The organism is Afipia sp. MLSD5-FHT05B12 (genome assembly GCF_058793355.1).
On the sequence record NZ_JBXAFS010000015.1, the window covers coordinates 19,417 to 37,827 of the forward strand.

The window sequence follows — 18,411 nt, forward strand, 5'->3', positions numbered from 1 at the left end:
CCTGCGCTTCGCTTCGGCACCTCAGGATGACGGCGTTCCTCGTGTTTCGGCTCGAAGCGATCATGCTTTATCCCCGCCTTGCGCCGATGAAGAATTCGGCGTTGCCGTCGCCGCCGGCAATGGACGAGGGGAACACCTTGATATCGGTGCAGCCCAGGGATTCCGCGAAGGCGGCGATGTCGTCGCAAACGGCCTTATGCACCGCCTCGTCGCGAATGATGCCTTTCTTGGAATGTTTCCGCTCGGCCTCGAATTGTGGCTTGATCAGCGCCAGCAGATGCGTCGGCGCGGCGGCCAACGGCAACACCGCGGGCAGCACCAGTTTCAATGAAATGAAGCTGACATCGATCACCACGATATCGGGGCGGATCTCAAGCCGCCGGCCCGCGAGCGAGCGGATGTCGGTTTCCTCCATCGAAACGATCTTCGCGTTGCCGCGCAGGCTCGGATGCAACTGCCCGCGTCCGACATCGATGGCGTAGACGAGGCTGGCGCCGTTGGCGAGCAGCACCTCGGTGAAGCCGCCGGTCGATGCGCCGACATCGACGCAGACATGATCCTCGATGTCGATGGGATATTGCTCCAGCGCGCCGCTGAGCTTGACGCCGCCGCGCGACACCCAGGGATGCGCAGGCTCGGCGGAGATGTCGGCATCCGCCGGAATCACCTCCGACGGTTTCAGGACCGGTTTGCCGTTTGCGGTGACGCCGCCAGCTTCAATGGCCGCCTGCGCGCGGGCGCGGCTTTCGAACAGGCCGCGCTCAACGAGAAGAACATCTGCGCGTTTGCGTGAGGTCATGTGTTGAGCTCTTTTCCCTCACCCCCAGCCCTCTCCCCGCCGGGGAGAGGGAGCGCATCGCATGCGGTGTGACAGCACGTATCTGCAGTGACAGCCGTGTTGCCGTCAGGCCAGCTTCGCCGTCTCGGACTTTCGATCCTTGCCGAGCGCCTCGAACACTTTCGCGACGATGCCCTTGGCGTCGAGGCCGGCCTGTTCGTACATCTTGGCCGGTGAATCGTGATCGAGGAAGGTGTCGGGCAGCACCAGCGTGCGCACCCGCAGGCCGCGGTCGAGCGCGCCGTGATCGGCCAGCGCTTGCAGCACATGGGTGCCGAAGCCGCCGATGGAGCCTTCTTCGATGGTGATCAGCACCTCGTGCTCGCGCGCGAGCTTCAGGATCATGTCGAGATCGAGTGGCTTCATGAAGCGCGCGTCGGCGACGGTGGCGGACAGACCCAGCGTCTCGAGTTCGTCGGCGGCCTTGAGACATTCGCCGAGCCGCGCGCCGAACGACAGCAGCGCGACCTTCGAGCCTTTTTTGTCCCCCTGCCGCATGATGCGGCCCTTGCCGATTGGCAGCGGGACGCCGGCTTCCGGCATTTCGACGCCGCGGCCCTCACCGCGCGGATAGCGCAATGCGCTCGGCGCGTCGTCGATCGCGACCTGCGTCGCGACCATGTGAACCAGATCGGCTTCATCCGCCGCCGCCATGATGACGAAGCCGGGGAGACAGCCGAGATAGACATTGTCGAACGAGCCGGCGTGGGTCGGGCCGTCGGCGCCGACAAGACCGGCGCGGTCGATGGCAAAGCGCACCGGGAGATGCTGGATCGCCACATCGTGGACGACCTGATCGTAGCCGCGTTGCAGGAAGGTCGAGTAGATCGCGCAGAACGGCTTGAAACCTTCGGTGGCGAGGCCAGCCGCGAAGGTCACGGCGTGCTGCTCGGCAATGCCGACATCGAAGGTGCGCTCGGGGAACGCCTTGCCGAAGATATCGACGCCGGTGCCGCCCGGCATCGCCGCAGTGATGGCGACGATCTTGTCGTCCTTCCGCGCTTCCTTGACCAGGCTTTGTCCGAACACGGCGGTGTAGGACGGCGCGTTGGATTTTGCCTTGGCCTGTGCGCCGGTTGCGACATCGAACTTGGCCACGGCGTGATATCTATCGTCGGACGCTTCGGCGGGCGCATAGCCCTTGCCCTTCTGCGTGACCACGTGAACCAGAATGGGCCCGGTCGGCGCATCGCGTACATTGGTCAGCACCGGCAGCAGATGGTCGAGATTGTGGCCGTCGATCGGCCCGACATAGAAGAAGCCGAGTTCCTCGAACAGCGTGCCGCCCGTGACCATGCCGCGGGCATATTCCTCGGCGCGCAGCGCGCGGTCCTCGAAGAACTTCGGAAGCTTGTGCGCCAGATTTTTCAGCGCCTCACGCGCCGACGCATAGGTCTTGCCGGAGAGCAGACGCGCGAGATAGGCCGACATCGCGCCGACCGGGGGCGCGATCGACATATCGTTGTCGTTCAGAATGACGATCAGGCGCGAGTGCATGGCACCGGCATTGTTCATCGCCTCATAGGCCATGCCGGCGGACATCGAGCCGTCGCCGATCACCGCGATCACATTGTTCTTGCCGCCGGTGAGGTCGCGCGCCACCGCCATGCCGAGGCCGGCGGAAATCGAGGTCGAGGAGTGCGCCGCGCCGAACGGATCGTATTCGCTCTCGGCGCGCTTGGTGAATCCCGACAGGCCATTGCCCGTGCGCAGCGTGCGGATGCGGTCGCGGCGGCCGGTCAGAATCTTGTGCGGGTAAGCCTGATGGCCGACGTCCCAGATGATGCGGTCGTCCGGAGTGTTGAACACATAGTGAAGCGCGGTTGTCAGTTCGACCACGCCGAGACCGGCGCCGAAATGGCCGCCCGTCACCGACACCGTGTTGATGGTCTCCAGCCGCAGCTCGTCGGCGAACTGGCGCAGTTGCTCGGGCTTGAGCTTGCGCAGCAGGTCCGGCGTCGGCGCGGCGTCGAGGAGGGGAGTCTTGCTCGAATTTGACACTTGAATGATCCGCAATGATTTGGGGGCGTCCGGCCCGGCATGGAAAGATGCCCGGAAAGGTCCGAAACGGTCCCGTGGCTTATACCAATTCCAAAACGATGCCAATCCGTTGGGCGGTGGCGGAAAATCCCACGTTTTGGGCATGAGGAGGATGGGAAAGCTTCAAAATTGCTGAAATAAGCCCGTTGCGGGTTCCAGAGGCGTCGTCCCCGCGAAGGCGGGGACCCATACTCTCTGAGTTCTCGATTTAAGGAGAATGCTGGAGCGATCTTCTTGCCGTTATCACTATGCGCGGTGGTTATGGGTCCCCGCCTTCGCGGGGACGACCGCAGTGAAATTGTGCGTGACATCGCACAAGTTCTTGCGTGTTAATTCTGCGTTAGCCTGCGATTCAAGTCACTGAACGTCGAGCGGCTCGGTGCCGGCAGCCTGACCAGACGCGTCGGTGGTGATCTTGTCGACACGCGCCTCGGCCTGGCGCAGCAGTTCTTCGCAGCGGCGCTTCAGGCTCTCGCCGCGCTCATAGATCGCGACCGATTCCTCGAGCGGCACCTTGCCGTCCTCGAGGCGCTTGACGATGGATTCCAGTTCCTCGATCGCGCGTTCGAAGCTGAGCTTCTTGACGTCCGCATGGGGCGTGTCGGCCATGGTCGTTTTCCGAATCCTGAATCGATGGGTGCGCCGCGGAATCTAGAAACGATTTGCGGGCGCAATATGGCGGCAGTGTAGCGTGATTTACCGCAGTGAGGAAAGAGGTTCGCGTAGCGTCATCCTGAGGTGCGAGCCGCACTTGTGGCGAGCCTCGAAGGATGCTCGTTGCTGGTTTTCTCCATGAAGCTGTCGCCCTTCGAGGCGCGCAAGAGCGCGCACCTCAGGGTGACGACTTCAGTTGTTCATCAGCGCGGCGACGTGAACGGCGACCGAATCCCGCAAGCCTTGCAGGTCGTAGCCGCCCTCCAGCACGGAGACGATTCGTCCCTCGGCGGACTTGTCGGCGATCTCCATCAGCTTGCGCGTGACCCAGGCGTAATCCTCTTCGCGCAGTTCCAGACTGCCGAGCGGATCGCGCCAGTGCGCATCGAAGCCTGCCGAAATCACGATCAGTTCGGGTGCGAACGCTTCCAGCCGCGGCAGGATCGCGAGGTCGAAGGCTTCGCGGAATTCGCGGCTGCCGTTGCCGGCGTGCAGCGGTGCGTTGACCACGGTGTCCTGGTCGCCACGTTCCTGTGTGCTGCCGGTGCCGGGAAACAGCGGCATCTGATGTGTCGAGGCATACATGACGCTCGGATCGGCCCAGAAGATTTCCTGGCTGCCGTTGCCGTGGTGGACATCGAAGTCGACCACACAGGCGCGAGCGATACCGTACTTGCGCTGCGCGTAGCGCGCCGCGATCGCAGCGCTGTCGAAGAAGCAGAAGCCCATCGGCTTTGAGGTTTCGGCATGATGTCCCGGCGGGCGGGCGCCGACGAAAGCGTTGGTCCGCTTGTTTTTCATCACCGCATCGACGGCCGCGACCGCGCCGCCGGTGGCGCGCAACGCCGCTTCCCATGTGCCCGGTGACATCGATGTGTCGCCGTCGAGATAGACGATGCCGTCCTTTGGCGCGATATGGCGCAACTCATCGATGTATTCGTTGCTGTGGCACAGCGCGACGACGTCAAGATCGGCTTCCGGCGCTTCGACGCGCACCAGCGATGTGAAGGGCTCCGCCGACAATCCCTGTTCGATCGCACGCAGACGGTCCGGTCGCTCGGGATGGCCGGGGGCCGTGACGTGATTGAGGCCCGCAGCGTGGTGATAATAAAGTGTCGGCATGGACGGATCGATCTTTCCGTGGTCGGCGATGGCCTATTTAATCAGGCTTTTTTCTTGCGCGCAAAGAATGCGCTGAACGCGTTCCGGGCTTCATCCGATTTCAGGCGTTCGCCGAAATGATGCGATTCTTCATCCATTCTGCGCAACACGTCTTCCCGTGCGGGTTTCAGCAGCTTGCGGGTGAGCGCCACGGCATCCTTCGGCAGCGCGCCGATCTCGCGTGCAACCTTGCGCGCCTCGACTTCGGTATGTCCGGGCGCAACCACCGCATTGACGAATCCGGCTTCGCGGGCTTCTTCCGCGGTCACCGTCCGGCCCATCACCAGCATCGAGAACGCGCGATGATGTCCCATGGTGCGCGGCGCGAGCAGGCTGGAGGCGGCCTCCGGAACAAGGCCGAGGTGAATGAACGGCGTCGAGAACGTCGCGGTGGTCGAGGCGAGAACATAGTCGCAGTGAAACAGCATGGTGGTGCCGACGCCAACCGCGATACCATCGACCGCGCCGATCAGCGGCTTCTCGTTATAGGCGAGCGCCTTGAGAAACTGGGTCGCGGCCATCGGACGCGAACTATCGTCATTCGCGGTGTTGGCCCTGGCGAAATCCTCGAGGTCGTTGCCCGCGGTGAAGACGCCGGAGCCGCCGGAGATCACGATGCTGCGGATGTCCGGATCGCTCTGCGCGGATTTGATCGCGTCGGCCATCGCAATGTACATGCCCTGCGTCAGCGCGTTCTTCTTGTCCGGGCGGCGCATGGTGATGATGCGCGCGTTGTCTTCGTCGGTGACAATTACGTGGTCGGTCATTGGGCGTTCCCTGAGAATAGCGAAGGCGCTGCAGCATGGAGGCGGCTGGCGCTGCCGGTTGGTTCATCCTACATCATTGGCCAGAAACGGAATAATGGCCATTCGATTTCGGCCCTCACTTCGGGAAGGGATACTGCCATGCAACTCACCGGCATCCATCATCTGACGGCGATTTCCGCGAACGCCAAGGGAAACCTGGCGTTTTATACCGGTGTGCTGGGCATGCGGCTGGTCAAAAAGACCGTCAATCAGGACGATGTCAGCGCCTATCACCTGTTTTATGCGGACGGGAAGGCCAACCCCGGCACCGACCTGACCTTCTTCGACTGGCCGGCGGCGCGGGAACATCGCGGCACCCGCAGCGTGTCGCGCACCGGCCTGCGGGTCAACGGCGAGAAGGCGCTGGCCTTCTGGCAGGACCGTCTGATCAAGCTCGGCGTCCATGTCGGCAAGGTGACGGAAATCGATGGCCGCCTGACCCTGCCGCTGGAAGACCCCGAAGGCCAGCGGCTGGTGCTGGTCGACGACGGTGGCCGCGGCGAGGCGCACCCTTGGGAGAAAAGTCCGGTGCCGGCCGAACACCAGATCCGCGGCCTTGGCCCGATCGTGCTGAACGTGCCTGATCTGGCGCGCACCGAACACGTGCTTGTGGACGTGATGAACATGACGCAGGTCCGCGATTACGCCTCGCCGGATGGCGAGCATCGCATCCATGTTTACAGGATGGGTGAGGGCGGCCCGGCGGCGGAATTGCATGTGCTCGAGCAGAAGGATTTGCCCGCCGCGCGTCAGGGCGCCGGCGGCGTGCATCATGTCGCGTTCCGAACGCCCAATGAAGAGCAGTATCACGCCTGGACGGCGCGGCTCGCGGAGCTTGGCATTCATTCGAGCGGCGAAATCGATCGCTTCTATTTCCGCAGCCTGTATTTCCGCGAGCCGAACGGCATCCTGTTCGAGATCGCGACCGACGGGCCGGGCTTCGCCGCCGATGAGCCGATGGAAAAACTCGGCGAGAAACTGGCGCTGCCGCCGTTCCTCGAATCTCGCCGCAGAGAGATCGAGGCGGGGTTGAAGCCGCTCAATTGAGCAGTCTTTCGAATTGATGAATTGTCAAGCAGTGACACGTGCGGTCGTTGCCGGTCCTCACCTGTGCGTGATGGCGTAATATTCGCGCCCGGTGATCCGAACCTGTGAGCATGACGGAGGGCATCGTGCTTTCCGTTGGAAACACTCACTGGAGAAGATCATGAAAATCTCGGTCAGCAAGTTTGCAACCGCGGCGTTTGTTGCCGCGTCAATACTCACTGTTTCGGGCGCGGCTTTCGCCGGTGCGACGATTACTGATCGGCAGTCCTGGCCGAACGAAATTCATGCATCGAGCGTGCGTGCGAACGGGTCTGTATTCGATGCGCAGGCAAGCGCGAATTATTCTGCGCCGGTCATTGCGGCAAATCCGGTCATGTATCGCGGCGGCCCGAAGAGCGGTACGCGCTGAACCCCGGAACATGAAAAGCCCGATCGCCTGTTATGCGAGGCGACCGGGCTTTTTCCTGCCGTTCAGATGAATCAGGCGGTCAGTACCGTATCCGCGCCGGTGGTCGCCGTCGCCGCATCCATGATCGTGCGCTCCAGCGCGCCGGATTGCACGGTGACGTTCTCCGCGAAGAAGCGCGCCAGCGCGACATAACGCTGCGCGTCGTTGTGGAGCGCTTCGTCGGTGCGCGCGGCCAGTGCCTCGTTCGCCAGCATGCAGCCGCCGAGCGTGGTGGAGAACATGCGCAGATAAGGCGTCGCGCCCGCGAGCGCTTCCGCCGGCGAGCTTGCGATCTTTTCCAGAAGCCACTTGCTGCTGCGCTCCACCGACGCAACCGCATCGCGCAGCTTTTCGCCGGTGGTGCCGAAGGCCGGATCGTTGGAGGCTTCGACCTTCGAGACGATATCTTTCAGTTCACCCAGCAATTCCCACACCGCTTCGCCGCCGGACATTTGCAGCTTGCGCATCAAGAGGTCGTTGGCCTGCACGCCGTTGGTGCCCTCATAGATGGTGAGGATGCGCGCATCGCGAACATACTGCGCTGCGCCGGTTTCTTCCATGAAGCCCATGCCGCCATGGACCTGCACACCGATCGCCGCGACCTCGTTGCCGATGTCGGTGGAGAAGGCCTTCGCCATCGGCGTCAGCAATGCGCCGCGTGCCGCGGCCTTCGCCTTCGCCTTCGGATCGGTGGCGCGATGCGACACGTCGATGGCGACCGCGGTCGCGTAGCAGATGGTGCGTGCCGCCGCCGTCATGCCGCGCATCAGCATCAGGTTACGCTTCACGTCCGGATACATGATGATCGGATCGGAGCCGGTGTTCTGGCTGCCGAGAGCCTTGCCCTGCTTGCGCTCCTGCGCATAGGCCAGCGCGCGCTGATAGGCGCGGTCCGCGATGCCGACACCCTGAAGGCCGACGCCGAGGCGGGCCTGATTCATCATGGTGAACATCGCGGCCATGCCGCCGTTTTCCTTGCCGACAAGATAGGCAATCGTGCCGCCCTTGTCGCCCATGGTCATGGTGCAGGTGGGAGAGGCGTGGATGCCGAGCTTATGCTCGACGCCGCTGGCGTAAATGTCATTGCGCGCACCGAGCGATCCGTCGGCATTGACGAGATATTTCGGCGCCAGAAACAGCGTGATGCCTTTCGAGCCCGCGGGCGAGCCGGGCAGGCGCGCCAGAATGAAATGAACGATGTTGTCGCTCATGTCGTGGTCGCCGTAGGTGATGAAGATCTTCGAGCCGAACAGGCGATAGGTGCCGTCGTCCTGCTTTTCGGCGCGCGTGCGCAGCGCGCCGACGTCGGTGCCGGCCTGCGGCTCGGTGAGCTGCATGGTGCCGGGCCATTCGCCGGAGATCAGTTTGCCGAGATAGATGTCTTTCAGTTCCTTGCTGCCATGGGCATCGAGCGCGTCGATCGCACTCAGCGTCAGCAGCGGGCAGAGACCGAAGGCGAGGTTCGACGCGCTCCAGATTTCATTGACGGCGGAATGCACCGCGAGCGGCAGACCCTGTCCGCCGAATTCCTCCGAGCCGGACACCGCATTCCAGCCGCCTTCGCACCAGCGCTTGTAGGCATCGGGCCAGCCTGAAGCCGTGACGACGCCCTTGTCGGTGAGCTTGATGCCTTCGCGGTCGCCGGTCTGATTGAGCGGCTCGAGCACATCGGTGGCGAACTTGCCCGCTTCCTCGATGACCGCGGCGGAGAACTCCGGATCGTAGCCATTATAATGTCCTGCCTCCACGGCGGCCAAAAGGCCGGCGCCGTGATTGAGGGAAAGCAGAATGTCGTTGATCGGCGCGCGGTAGGTCATGGCTTGATCTCGCTGTTCGGCTGGCCTCGGGCGTCGCTCGTTCCGCTGCATGGCGCTGGGCCAGGGCGGGATGCGCGCGCAAGTCTTGCTCTGATAAATCGTTGTTCGGCGGTCTCTTTCCTCGCGCATGCGGTTTCTTGTGCGGGTCCGCCTGGCGCCCCGTTGTCTTCCCACGAAAAAGACCAGCCCTCAACTGCCGTGCGAGGAGATCTCAGGTATGCCACGCAGCCTGAGTACAAGCTGGAACGCCGAGGCCTGCCCTGATCCGCCGCCGTTCCCACACCTGTCGCGCGCAATGGATGCGGGTCCGGTCACCCGGAATCGGCGCGAATCTTCCTTTTCTGGCAGCATTTTCCCGCCAAAAAGCGGGTTTCCACTTTGCCCGAAAATGCTCTAAGACCTCCGCAGCCACGGTGAATCGGTGCGGCTCAGGACTTCCGGAAGGAAGCCGGCCGGGCCACCTTCCGACAACGAGCGGCGCGAGGCGGCGAGACCGGGTCCCGCCGCGAACCGTTCAGCGCTATTGGGGCGTCGCCAAGTGGTAAGGCAGGGGATTTTGATTCCCCCATACGGAGGTTCGAATCCTCCCGCCCCAGCCAGCCAGTGCGGATTTTAGAGAATTTCTTTCCCGAGCGTAAGAAAGGCCCGCCAATGGTGGGCTTTTTAAACGCGCTAAGTCTCTACAGAGACCGGAATCGAACCGTCACCTTCCCAAATTGGTCGACATTCTCTGGCCAACCACTGAAGAATTCCCGTTTTCTGAAGTCGCGCGCAAGAGACTGGAGAATAAAACCACTGCGTGCCTGTGGCGGCACTCGTGTTCGCAACAGAGACCGTAAAGGGGCATCAGCGAAATCAGTGAGACCGATCTCCTTCCGCGTCAGTCATTCCCAGCAACTCATAGACCTCCATTCCGCCCAGCCGTCCGCGCACTTCCAGATGGCCTAACTCACGCACACGGATACGGTCTCCAGCGAGACGACGCGTTTCGGGACCGATGATGATTTCTGTCCCAAACTGTTTGTTCGCGCTCTCGAGCCGGCTCGCGACATTCACAGCGTCGCCGATCACGGTGTAGTTCAGTCGCACGGCAGAGCCGATATTGCCCACCAGCATGTCGCCTGAATTAATGCCGATCCGGATTCGCAGCGGTTCCCCGTTGTCGTCCCGGATTCGCGACTTGTGCATTGCGCGCTGGCAGGCAAGCGCCGCACGACACGACCGGATAGCGTGGTCCGGGTCGGCGGCAGGTGCTCCCCAGAACGCCATAACGGCGTCGCCGATGAATTTGTCGATGGTGCCGCCCTGTGAACTGATCTCGGTGGACATTGTGTCGAGGTAGCAGGCGAGCAGGGGAATAATGCGATCGCCCATCCTCTCCGAGAGCCCGGTAAATCCAGCGATATCCGCAAACATCACGGTCATGGAGCGAATTGTGCCGCCAGGGCGTGGTTCGACGCCTTCCTTGACAAGCGAGCGGACGAGATCGGCTGGAATGAACTTCCGGAACGCGGCGAGTCCGCCGGCCATGTCGGCGATCGCGCGGGACAGATTTTCGATCTCAGCAACTTTCGACGAATGCCGTTTGACCTGGTCGAGATCGAAGCGCTCCACATGACGGATTTCGCTGACCACCTTGATCAGCGGAGCCGCCAGGATGCGCTGCGCAAGCCAGGCTGACAGTAATCCCGCTCCGACGATCATCGCCACCAGGCCTGCGAGCAATTGCCGTATCGTGGTGTTCACTGGTCCCAAAAACTCCGCTTCCGGTATCACGGTGGCCAGTGACCATCCCGGGAAGGAGAGCGGTGTTATCGTTACCTCATAGGCTTCTCCGTCGCGGGTTGTACGGGCGCGATATGGCAAGCCCTTATCGGGATCGTACCGGCCGTCGGCCTGCCGGGCGGTTACTTTTGCGACCGGCAGCAACGGCTGATCGACACGCTGCATGTTGACTTCGTCAGCGTTGGCATCAGGTGCGGCAATCATCTCGCCGCGGCGGTCGAGAATGAAGGCCGCGCCTGATTTTCCGACCGCAAGCTGAGCCAGAAATTTGGCCAAACGCGTGTATTCAATAACGATGCTGAGGACACCCTGACGTTCCTGATAGACATCGATAGGTCCGGCGAACGCGATGGAGCGGCGTTCACCGATCGGATGTCTGGTGACGTTGAACCAGCGCGGATCCTCCGATTGCAGGCTGCTCCGAAACCACTCCTGATCGATCACCGAATAGGCTGTATCTTCAAATCGTCGATTTTCGAACTGAATGTCGCCGGTCACCATCTCGTAGCGATCGACGCGCCGCTGGAGCTTTCCTTCTGTGTTGGCGATCTCCATCATCTCCAGACCGCCATCCCCCAGTTTGTGGGCCGCAAAGAACGTGCCGTCCGGCCAACCGAAGGCGACCCATGAAATCGTTGATTGTGACTGCAACTGGGAGAGAAACACAAATTCACGTTTGTCCGCTTCGCGGGTCTCCAGCACGTTCTGCAGAAACAGGGTGCGGATTGCGGTGTGCGCGGATTGGGCTTCCGTTGCGATCGACGTCAGTTCCTTGCTGACCGCGGATACGATCTGTTCGTTGATCGTTTTGGCGAGAGTCTGACTGGTTTGCTCTGCTGTCCGCCACCAGAGAATATGCACGCTGGTAGCGCTGGCGACGATCGAAGTCAGGACCAGTGCTGAAACGGCGAAGCGGATTCCAATGCGCATGTTTCCAATCCAGCTAGGATGCGGACGGCAGCTTGAGGCGAGCGGTCAGCAGGCCAGCGACGATGAGGGATAACGCGATACCGGCCACGCAAACATTCCATCCGAAGCGGTCAAACAGCTGGCCGAGAACGGCGCTGCCGACGAGCCCCCCGAAGAAGTAGCACGCGAGGTAGAAGCCGCTGGCAACACCGCGGTTTCCGAGTGCTGCGCGCCCGACAAAGCCAGTTGCCGCGGCCTGAGCGAAGAATGTTCCGATGCCGACCATCACCATTCCACCGAGTACCGCAAGGAGATGAGGCGAGAGCAGTAATGGCAAGCCGGCGCCAGCGAGCGCGAGTGCGCCCCATAACGCGGGACGGGTGCCGAATCGTTGTGAGGCTGCACCGGCCATCAATGTTGTGATGATGGAGGGGACGAAAACGAAATAGACAAGGCCAAGTTGCATGCGGTCGAGCGACAGCGGTGCGCGAACGAGCATGAAGTTGACGTAGGTGAAGGTACCGATGAATGCGAACAGGACACAGAAGCCGATTCCAAAGGCCGCGCGGAGGGCAGGGTCGCGCAGATGGTCTGTTAAGGCGCACCAGGGCGATCGAACCGGAGCCGCATCGGGCTGCATCGGCTGGGCACGCTGGATAGTGTAGTAGACTAGCACGGCTCCAGTGAGGTTCAGCAGCGCAAAGAAATAAAAGTTGGAAGCGATGCCTAGATTGTCGGCAACTGCCGCTGAGACCAGCCGGCCAATCAGGTTACTTGCGACATTGCCCGTGATGTAAGCGGAGAAAGCGCCGCCGGAATCCATCGCGCTGCACTGTTCACCCAGATAAGCCAGCGTCAATGTAAATGCTGAGGCCATGCAAAGACCTTGCGCGATGCGCAGCAGTGTAAATACCAGAAGGTTTGGAGCCACGGCGAGTAGCGCCGTCGGGATCGAAAGCAAGCCGAGGCTCACGAGTATTCCCATGCGCCGGTCGATCTTTTGGCTGAAGAGGCCGACCGTCAACCCGGCGATTGCCATGCCCATGGTACTCGCGTTCACGGCGAAGCCCATCGCGGCGGGGGTGACGTTGTAGTGCCTTGTCAGAGTCGGAAGAATGGCCTGGGTTGCGAATAGATCAACGACTGTCAAAAACGCGGTCAACCCGATGACGAGCGAGCGCAGCAGGACACCCGGCGAATGATTGGCGGCTGTCATGCCTTGCACCGAGCGAGTGCTGGATATCTGATGCATGGTGCGTTCCTCGGATGACCGTAACGGGGATGTGACGCCCCGTAGCCTGTTGGGGCGGGGCAACGGGACGTCACATCGTGCGACGAAGCGTGGGGCGCGCTCGTCACATATGGTGGTCGTCGGGATCTCGGCGGACATCGCCGACGAAGAGCACGACGGTTTTGTCGCCAAGGTTCTTCCACCAATGCGATGTTCCGCTCTTTTCAGGGCGGATTTCGCCGGCCTTGTGGACGATCGGCGCCGCGCAATTGCTGGCGTATTCGATGATCTCGCCTTCCGCGACATAGATCAGTGCCGGACGGTCGCCGTGGCTGTGCCAGGGCACAATCCCGCCGGGTTGAATCACGAGCTTGCGGAACCGCAGCTCACGTCCCTTGATGTTGGCCGGCTCTTTTTCGAGATCGATCGAGCCGAGTGTCGTGTCGGTTACGCCGACGGCTTTGAAGTCGACCTTGTCTCGCACGTCGGGCTTGAATTTGTCCGCGGGGCAATCGCCGGCTGAAGCGGCCGAAGCGGTAGCCAGGACAATGCCGGCAGCAGCGAGGCCCTGCCAAAGTGAGCGGGTTTTGATCTTGATGTTGAACATGTGCTTCTCCTGTGAAGGCCCGGCCCTTGAAAGCAGCCGCAGCAACAGGCGCTACCATCGGCTTGCCGGATTGAATGTGGAAATGCCGGGTTGCTTCCAAGTCGATAGCAGGCCGCTATACTGTATCGAGGACGCCACCAGAATTTTTACACCCCAGGAATGTATTTCGAAGCAGCTGCCGGTAGCTAGCAAGCTCACTTGTGTCGAATTGTCGATGTGATCGACTGAACGACCGCCGTCGCCATGTTGAACTGCGCATCGCGATCCTTGATGCCGTGGCGCTTTGCGATCCAGTCGAAGTCGGTCCACACAGCCCAGATGTCGCCATTTGCGTCCTGGGTCAGCAGCAGGCGGACCGGCCAGTCGAGCCCGGCATTGGGATTGGAAGTGATAAACTGCGTGCCGAGCGGTGGATTACCAAAAACCAGAAGCGTCGACGGCTGCAGCTTGATCTTGGCATCGGCAGCCAGTTTCGACTGGTCGATCTCCATGAAGAACTTGATGCCCTTGCTCGCGATGTCTTTCTTGATCCGCGCAACGGCCACCGGGATGGACACTGCGCTTTTGACTTTGACGATTCCGTCGTCGCCTTCGGCCCTGGCGGCGGATGTCACTGGTAGCGCAAGCAGCGCCGCGGCGATGAAGGCTGCGCGGAAGTTTAGGGTGATTGCAGTCATTGGGAATCTCCGGAGTCACGCGTGTAAAAGCTGACGTCAGGGTGCTGCTGGATGCGCGGGATCAGAAATACTGACTGGCTTCTATCTCCATAGCCGCGCGCTATTGCGAGTAGCTGTCTGAAATCCTGCGAGTTTTGCCTGTCCCTGTCGCAAACCTCATCCGGCTGGCGGTTGACCGAGAATCGGGCGATGCTGTCGTGTCATGAGAGACCTTTTCAGGTTCATTGGTTGGACGGTTGTCGATCTATTTCGGTCGCGGGCAGCGCTCGAGGCCGAGATTTGGACATTGCGGCAGCAAATAAACGTTCTGCGGAGGACTACTCCTAAGAGACTCTCTTTCAGCGCCATCAACCGATTGGTATTAGTTGGTCTCTATCGATTGTTCCCTAACGTTTGCGATGCGCTGGCTATCGTGAAGCCTGACACTATTGTTCGTTGGCATCGCGCGGGTTTCCGGTTGTACTGGTGCAGGAAGTCGAGACGCCGTGGTGGCCGGCCGACGGTGCCGCTGGAAATCCGAAAGCTGATCCGAGAAATGAGCATCGCCAATTCGCTCTGGGGAGCGCCGCGGATCCACGGCGAGTTGCTCAAGCTCGGCATCGATATCGGTCAGACCAGCGTAGCCAAGTATATAGCTAGGCGAAGAGGCCCTGTCCCTCTCGGAAACCTCATCTGGCTGGCGGTTGACCGAGAATCGGGCGATGCTGTCGTGTCATGAGGGATCTTTTCAGGCTCATGGGTTGGACGGTTGTCGATCTGTTTCGATCGCGGGCAACGCTTGAGGCAGAGATTTGGACATTGCGGCAGCAAATAAACGTTCTGCGACGGACTGCTTCAAAGAAACACGCCTTCTGCGCTGTCGACCGAATGATATTCGTCAGCCTCTATCGGTTGTTTCCCAAAGTTTGCGATGCGTTGGCGATCGTCAAGCCAGACACCATTGTCCGTTGGCATCGCACCGGGTTCAGATCCTACTGGCGCTGGAAATCTCGACCTCGTGGCGGCCGGCCGACGGTGCCGCTGGAAATACGCGAGCTGATCCGCGAGATGAGCATTGCCAATCCGTTGTGGGGAGCACCACGGATCCATGGCGAACTGCTCAAGCTCGGCATCGATATCGGTCAGACGAGTGTGGCCAAGTATATGGCCAGGCGAAGAGGCCCGCCGTCTCAAGGCTGGAAGACATTCCTCCGCAACCATGCCGACGGCATCGCGGCGATGGATCTGTTTGTTGTGCCGACAATCTCATTTCATCTGCTCTATGGCTTGTTGATCATGGGGCATGGTCGACGACAGATCCTCTGGTTTGGCGTCACATCGCATCCGACCGCAGAATGGATTGCAAATCAGCTCACGGAAGCTTGCGGCTGGGAACAAGTCCCGCGCTATCTAATCCGTGATCGGGACGGTGCCTATGGTGAGATCTTCCGCCAAAGACTTCGATCAATGGGCATTCGCGATCGACCGACGGCGCCACGTTCCCCATGGCAAAACGCATTTGCTGAACGATTGATCGGTTCGATCCGACGGGAGTGCCTTGACCATGTCGTTGTGTTCGGCGAGCGGCATCTCCGTCACGTGCTGCTGTCGTATATGAAGTACTATAATGAAACGCGCACGCACCTGTCCTTGGATAAGGATGCGCCGGTATCGCGCGCCGTCAATCGCGCCGGGCACATTCTTTGTCGCTCAATCCTCGGCGGACTGCACCACCAATATGTCCGGATTTGATTTTCGACAGGCACAACGGTACCAGACCGATTCAGGCCGCGAAGTGACGGCCGGACTTGAACACACCAGCGTCGGCGGTGGTGGCGGCGATAGCGGTTGCCGTGATCATGCCGATATCGGAGATGGTTTGAAGCCTCAGACTGATTTCGCTGGCGCGGTGACACTCAAGGGCCGCCTTCTCGATTGCCTTGCGGCGCGACTGCAAATCCTCGGTCTGGCCCATGATCAAGCCGGACAACCCCATACCACTGAGGTCAGATAGGAAGCGGGACTAGCTTCTGCAAATCTATGCAAATTTCGGCGCCATTTCAGTTTAGCCCACCCCAATCGTCTGTTAGGCAACGGTGTGCTGGGAGCCCCGAATGATGACGATGCCAATCCAATCGCGACGGTTTGAGACGGACAGCGGTCTTGTTGGGCTCATCCTGTTGCTCCGCGCCAACCGCAGCCGTGAGAGCCTGACCCTCCGTGTCGCGTCGCCGCCAAGTCAGATTCGCTGAACCTGCGGATCAAGCGATGTTAGTTTTCCGCTCTTCGTCACCCTCCTATCTTCAGTCGCGCAATCAGCGCGATTTGCGCCAGAGTTGCCTGGAGAGGGACGATCGGGATGCAGGAGTTATTTCGCAAGGCCGTGCGGGATGAGAAGGTTCTGGAAGCGGCTTTAGAACACGCCGATATTTCGCCCACGCTAATGGTGCTGGTGCAGCTTACCGGTGACATAGATATCCTTAGCGAGGTCGCACCGCACATCAAAGGCCCGTGGAGCTTCATGGAGAGTGTGCCCCAAGAGCTCAAGGCGAAAGTGCGCGGTCTGCTAATAGCAGCCTTGAAGGAGCATGCGGCGTCCGATCGGACGCCAGATGTTCCTGCTCCCGACGTTTTACGGCAAATGATGACCGTAGCCGTGGGCGAGGCGGTATCAGAAGACTATGTACCTCTGCTACTGGAGGAAATGCGCTTTGACGGTAAATCGTCGCGTACCGTCGGGTGGCGGCGTGATTCAGAATCGCTGCAGAGAGATAAATATCGCGTGACGATCATCGGAGCTGGTCTCGCCGGAATATGCGCGGCTGTCCAGTTAAAGGAGGCTGGCATTCCTTTCGTAATTCTCGAGAAGAATGCAAGCGTCGGAGGGACTTGGTTCGAAAATACCTATCCGGGTTGCGGTGTCGATACGCCCAATCATTTCTTCTCGTATTCCTTCAATCCGCACAACGATTGGTCGCACCATTTTTCCAAGCAGGGAGAAATTCTGCAGTACATCGAGAGGACCGTTGAGAAGTATGGACTCCTCGAAAACATCCGTTTCGGCGCCGAGGTATTCAAGGCGTCGTTCAATGAGGGCACCAATACTTGGGATGTCGAGTACATCGACAACCAAGGTGTCCGCGAGCGGCTTACCTCCCACATCCTGATTTCGGCGGTCGGGCAACTCAATCGGCCCTCAGTTCCAAAGATCGAGGGATTGGAATTGTTCGAGGGGCCGAAGTTTCACACGGCGCGCTGGAGGAATGATTTCGATCCCTGCGGGAAGCGGGTTGCGATGATCGGCACCGGTGCCAGCGGAATGCAGGTCGGTCCCGCCATCGCGCCTGATGTGGCCGAGCTGACAATCTTCCAGCGATCCCCGCATTGGACGATGCGGAATCCGAACTATCACCGAGAGGTAAGCGAAGGCCAAAAATGGGCACTCAAGAATGTTCCATTTTTCTCTGAATGGCTGCGCTTTCAGCTTTTTTGGTCGTCGGCAGAAAGCTTTCACGACACTCTGCGTGTGGATCCGAATTGGCCTATGGCCGAAATTTCCCTCAACAAAGAGAACCATGCGGTTCGCGAGTCCCTCATCGCGTACATCCGCAGTGAAATCGGTGATGACGAGGCCCTCATTGCTAAATGCATTCCGAATTATCCGCCCTATGGCAAGCGGATGCTGCGTGACAACAACTGGTACCGCTTGCTCAAGCGCAAGAATGTAAATCTCGTGAGCGATCGCATCTCGCATGTGACCCGCAACGCGATCGTGATGGACAATGGCGATCGGCATTTTGTCGACGCACTGATATTTGCAACAGGGTTTCAAGCGGCGCGTATCATGTGGCCTATGGACATTCAGGGTCGGCACGGAATCTCGATTCGGCAGGTTTGGGGAGATGATGACCCGCGAGCTTACAAAGGCATTAGCGTTCCTCAGTTTCCGAACATGTTTGTTATGTACGGCCCGAATACCAATCCAGGCCCAGGTGGCAGTACCATCTTCTACTTCGAATGCCAGATGCGCTACATCATGCAGGCCGTGCGTGAGATAGTAGAGGGCGATCACGCGGCGATTGAGGTTCGTCAGGACGTTCATGATCGCTACAACGAGATTGTAGATGATCGTTGCCGCAACATGGTTTGGTCTCATCAAGGGGTCCGCAGTTGGTACAAGAATGCGGCCAATCGCATCACGGTCAACTCACCGTGGCGCCAGCTCGAATACTGGCAGTTGACGCGCGCATTCGACCCAGCGGACTACCACATTACAGCCCGTGCAGCCGCTCGCCTCACACAGCAAGTCTCGGTTGACTCCGCACGGAACGAGGCGTCGATGCAAGGGCAGCGGCGCAGGGTCGAGGCCGACACCTAGCCAACATCTGTGACGTGCCCTATTGCGTCGAGAG

At 60.4% G+C, this 18,411-nt stretch carries 14 protein-coding genes, 1 tRNA gene and 1 pseudogene; 5 read left to right on the top strand and 11 right to left on the bottom strand.

Annotated features, from left to right (window positions below):
• Positions 1–67: 67 nt before the first annotated feature.
• From AC1Q6J_RS17505 to AC1Q6J_RS17525, 5 genes are all read right to left on the bottom strand, one after another.
• On the bottom strand, positions 68–799 hold the full coding sequence (locus AC1Q6J_RS17505) for a TlyA family RNA methyltransferase (protein WP_492280490.1): 732 nt from the start codon (positions 797–799) through the stop codon (positions 68–70).
• A 105-nt stretch (positions 800–904) separates the two neighbouring features.
• Positions 905–2,839: a 1-deoxy-D-xylulose-5-phosphate synthase gene (gene dxs / locus AC1Q6J_RS17510; RefSeq protein WP_492280491.1), complete on the bottom strand. Its 1,935-nt coding sequence runs from the start codon at positions 2,837–2,839 to the stop codon at positions 905–907.
• Between the two features lie 396 nt (positions 2,840–3,235).
• The gene (locus AC1Q6J_RS17515) at positions 3,236–3,487 is read right to left on the bottom strand and encodes an exodeoxyribonuclease VII small subunit (RefSeq protein ID WP_024576130.1); all 252 of its coding nucleotides are present in this window, start codon (positions 3,485–3,487) and stop codon (positions 3,236–3,238) included.
• A 237-nt stretch (positions 3,488–3,724) separates the two neighbouring features.
• The gene (locus AC1Q6J_RS17520; protein ID WP_492280492.1) at positions 3,725–4,654 is read right to left on the bottom strand and encodes a histone deacetylase family protein; all 930 of its coding nucleotides are present in this window, start codon (positions 4,652–4,654) and stop codon (positions 3,725–3,727) included.
• A 41-nt stretch (positions 4,655–4,695) separates the two neighbouring features.
• Positions 4,696–5,460: a crotonase/enoyl-CoA hydratase family protein gene (locus tag AC1Q6J_RS17525; RefSeq protein ID WP_492280493.1), complete on the bottom strand. Its 765-nt coding sequence runs from the start codon at positions 5,458–5,460 to the stop codon at positions 4,696–4,698.
• Between the two features lie 138 nt (positions 5,461–5,598).
• Between AC1Q6J_RS17525 and AC1Q6J_RS17530 the strand changes: the two genes are divergently transcribed.
• The gene (locus AC1Q6J_RS17530; RefSeq protein ID WP_492280494.1) at positions 5,599–6,546 is read left to right on the top strand and encodes a ring-cleaving dioxygenase; all 948 of its coding nucleotides are present in this window, start codon (positions 5,599–5,601) and stop codon (positions 6,544–6,546) included.
• Positions 6,547–6,706: 160 nt separating this feature from the next.
• Positions 6,707–6,955 carry a hypothetical protein gene (locus AC1Q6J_RS17535; protein WP_492280495.1) on the top strand — a complete coding sequence of 83 codons (249 nt, stop codon included), beginning with the start codon at positions 6,707–6,709 and terminating at the stop codon, positions 6,953–6,955.
• Positions 6,956–7,026: 71 nt separating this feature from the next.
• Here the strand turns inward: AC1Q6J_RS17535 and AC1Q6J_RS17540 are convergent, their stop codons facing one another.
• Positions 7,027–8,811, bottom strand: a complete 1,785-nt coding sequence (locus AC1Q6J_RS17540; protein ID WP_492280496.1) for an acyl-CoA dehydrogenase family protein — start codon at positions 8,809–8,811, stop codon at positions 7,027–7,029.
• A gap of 524 nt (positions 8,812–9,335) precedes the next feature.
• Here AC1Q6J_RS17540 and AC1Q6J_RS17545 point away from each other — a divergent pair.
• Positions 9,336–9,410: transfer RNA gene (locus AC1Q6J_RS17545), tRNA-Gln, on the top strand.
• Positions 9,411–9,666: 256 nt separating this feature from the next.
• On the opposite strand, the gene AC1Q6J_RS17550 is transcribed toward AC1Q6J_RS17545, so the two are convergent.
• From AC1Q6J_RS17550 to AC1Q6J_RS17565, 4 genes are all read right to left on the bottom strand, one after another.
• Positions 9,667–11,526 carry an adenylate/guanylate cyclase domain-containing protein gene (locus AC1Q6J_RS17550; RefSeq protein WP_492280497.1) on the bottom strand — a complete coding sequence of 620 codons (1,860 nt, stop codon included), beginning with the start codon at positions 11,524–11,526 and terminating at the stop codon, positions 9,667–9,669.
• A 13-nt stretch (positions 11,527–11,539) separates the two neighbouring features.
• The gene (locus AC1Q6J_RS17555) at positions 11,540–12,757 is read right to left on the bottom strand and encodes an MFS transporter (RefSeq protein ID WP_492280498.1); all 1,218 of its coding nucleotides are present in this window, start codon (positions 12,755–12,757) and stop codon (positions 11,540–11,542) included.
• 103 nt (positions 12,758–12,860) lie between these two features.
• A complete protein-coding gene (locus AC1Q6J_RS17560; protein ID WP_492280499.1) occupies positions 12,861–13,343 on the bottom strand; it encodes a cupin domain-containing protein in 483 nt (160 codons plus the stop codon).
• Positions 13,344–13,537: 194 nt separating this feature from the next.
• Positions 13,538–14,020 (bottom strand): DUF302 domain-containing protein, encoded by a 483-nt coding sequence (locus AC1Q6J_RS17565; protein WP_492280500.1) that lies wholly within the window; start codon positions 14,018–14,020, stop codon positions 13,538–13,540.
• Between the two features lie 735 nt (positions 14,021–14,755).
• Here AC1Q6J_RS17565 and AC1Q6J_RS17570 point away from each other — a divergent pair.
• Positions 14,756–15,751 carry an integrase core domain-containing protein gene (locus tag AC1Q6J_RS17570; protein ID WP_492280501.1) on the top strand — a complete coding sequence of 332 codons (996 nt, stop codon included), beginning with the start codon at positions 14,756–14,758 and terminating at the stop codon, positions 15,749–15,751.
• Positions 15,752–15,785: 34 nt separating this feature from the next.
• Here the strand turns inward: AC1Q6J_RS17570 and AC1Q6J_RS17575 are convergent.
• A pseudogene (locus AC1Q6J_RS17575) lies at positions 15,786–15,911 on the bottom strand (transposase); the annotation flags it as partial.
• 447 nt (positions 15,912–16,358) lie between these two features.
• Between AC1Q6J_RS17575 and AC1Q6J_RS17580 the strand changes: the two are divergent.
• Positions 16,359–18,377 (top strand): flavin-containing monooxygenase, encoded by a 2,019-nt coding sequence (locus tag AC1Q6J_RS17580; RefSeq protein ID WP_492280502.1) that lies wholly within the window; start codon positions 16,359–16,361, stop codon positions 18,375–18,377.
• The last annotated feature ends 34 nt before the right edge of the window (positions 18,378–18,411 follow it).